4 protein-coding genes are annotated in these 1,396 nt (G+C 42.3%); 2 read left to right on the top strand and 2 right to left on the bottom strand.

Going from position 1 to position 1,396, the window contains the following annotated elements:
- Positions 1-99: 99 nt before the first annotated feature.
- Positions 100-264, bottom strand: coding sequence for a hypothetical protein (locus tag CK510_RS33170; protein ID WP_211293366.1), 165 nt, complete (start codon positions 262-264; stop codon positions 100-102).
- A gap of 16 nt (positions 265-280) precedes the next feature.
- Between CK510_RS33170 and CK510_RS30375 the strand changes: the two genes are divergently transcribed.
- On the top strand, positions 281-568 hold the full coding sequence (locus tag CK510_RS30375) for a hypothetical protein (RefSeq protein ID WP_245912531.1): 288 nt from the start codon (positions 281-283) through the stop codon (positions 566-568).
- 122 nt (positions 569-690) lie between these two features.
- Positions 691-1,095 carry a type II toxin-antitoxin system VapC family toxin gene (locus CK510_RS30370; protein WP_095725120.1) on the top strand — a complete coding sequence of 135 codons (405 nt, stop codon included), beginning with the start codon at positions 691-693 and terminating at the stop codon, positions 1,093-1,095.
- On the opposite strand, the gene CK510_RS31345 is transcribed toward CK510_RS30370, so the two are convergent.
- Complete coding sequence (locus CK510_RS31345) at positions 1,072-1,356, bottom strand: hypothetical protein (protein ID WP_143289526.1); 285 nt, start codon at positions 1,354-1,356, stop codon at positions 1,072-1,074. The two genes, CK510_RS30370 and CK510_RS31345, sit on opposite strands and share 24 nt — an antisense overlap.
- Between the last annotated feature and the right edge of the window lie 40 nt (positions 1,357-1,396).

Here is a 1,396-nt window from a genome sequence, read left to right as displayed (position 1 = left end):
GTTACCAGAGATTGAAGCGATCGCATCTGTCGATACATTGTCTGCTGTGTTGGATACGATCGCAACTGTTGATACTGTAGAACAATTAAGACAAGTTTATCAAACAATCAACGAGTAGTTTGGTTGCGATAAGCGGGGCTTAATGCCAAGGGCATATCGCACTTTCACCAAACCCAAAAAGCGATAAGCGGAGCTTAATGCCGGAGGCATATCGCACATCAACAAAAACCAAATGCGATAAGCGCAGCTTAATACCTCCTGCATGATAGAATAAAAGCAGATGTATTGTTTTGTAATTTTATCTGGTAAAGCGGATAATATGGGTAAAGAAGAGCAATTACTTGAATATTGGCGCGATTTACCTCCTGAAGCTAAAGAACAGGTTTTAGCGTTAGCAAAATCTTTAAAGCCGCCAAGTACTGAAAAAGAATTTACACCCCAAACTCCTCTCGCTCAAAAACTTTGGAGCATTCGACAACGTGCGATCGCTTCGGGGATGCAACTACTTACTGAATCCGAACTGGAGCAAGAATTAGCCGAACGTCGAGGCGGGTATAATGAGTTCTAGAGTTGCTTAGAGTGTTCCAAGTAAAAAAGTGCCCAATTGTCATGCTGAATGGAGCGAAGCGCAATGAAGCATCTCTGTCTATTACATAGCGACTCAGGATCAACAGTTGGATCATTTATTTCTTGGATTACTCTTACCTTGATTCAGGTGTGTTGATTAACGCTTTTCGAGGAGTTAGTGAAATTAGCCTCAAAGCTACGCAAGTTTTAGATGATTCAACTCGAACCTTTGCCACAAGTTTATTTGTAAAACTTGAAACCCAACCGAAAGCAACTTACAACAAACAACTTGCTGAGGTTGAATTTTATGAAACTTTTTTTGATGCTGTAACTATTTGGGCAACAAGCTTAAATACTATAGTTAAGATAGCTGATCGCATAGCTAAAGTTTACGGATTGGCTGCAATGGATGCTTTACACATAGCAGCTGCTATCTCAATTAACGCAAACGAGTTTGTGACGACTGAAAAGACAACTAAGCCCATGCATCGGGTTACGGAGATTTCAGTTGTGTCGATCGCCGTTTAATCTTACCTCATGACATCGCGATCGCACACTCCCCAAAAAACCCAAACGCGATAAGCGGAGCTTAATGCCAAAGGCATATCGCACATCCCCACAAACCAAACACGATCGCACTTCCCCAAAAACCAAACGCGATCGCATCCTCATCAAATCCCAAAAAGCGATTCCTACGGATAGCTTCGCTAACGCAATTCCCAACAAATCCAAAAAGCGATAAGCGGAGCTTAAGAGTAAGCCACAAAATAAATGATCCTGTGTTGTCATGCTGAGGAACGTTCGCGTAGCGTGTCCCCTTGGGACTCAG

It is taken from the genome of Brunnivagina elsteri CCALA 953 (genome assembly GCF_002289455.1).
Lineage (GTDB): Bacteria > Cyanobacteriota > Cyanobacteriia > Cyanobacteriales > Nostocaceae > Brunnivagina > Brunnivagina elsteri.
This window is presented reverse-complemented; position numbering and strand designations above follow the sequence as displayed.

What these genes read in the sequence shown, in the direction of transcription:
- CK510_RS33170 (WP_211293366.1), bottom strand. Translation starts at nt 264, where the DNA reads ATGCAGGAGGTATTAAGCTGCGCTTATCGCATTTGGTTTTTGTTGATG.
- CK510_RS30375 (WP_245912531.1), top strand. Translation starts at nt 281, where the DNA reads ATGTATTGTTTTGTAATTTTATCTGGTAAAGCGGATAATATGGGTAAA.
- CK510_RS31345 (WP_143289526.1), bottom strand. Translation starts at nt 1,356, where the DNA reads ATGACAACACAGGATCATTTATTTTGTGGCTTACTCTTAAGCTCCGCT.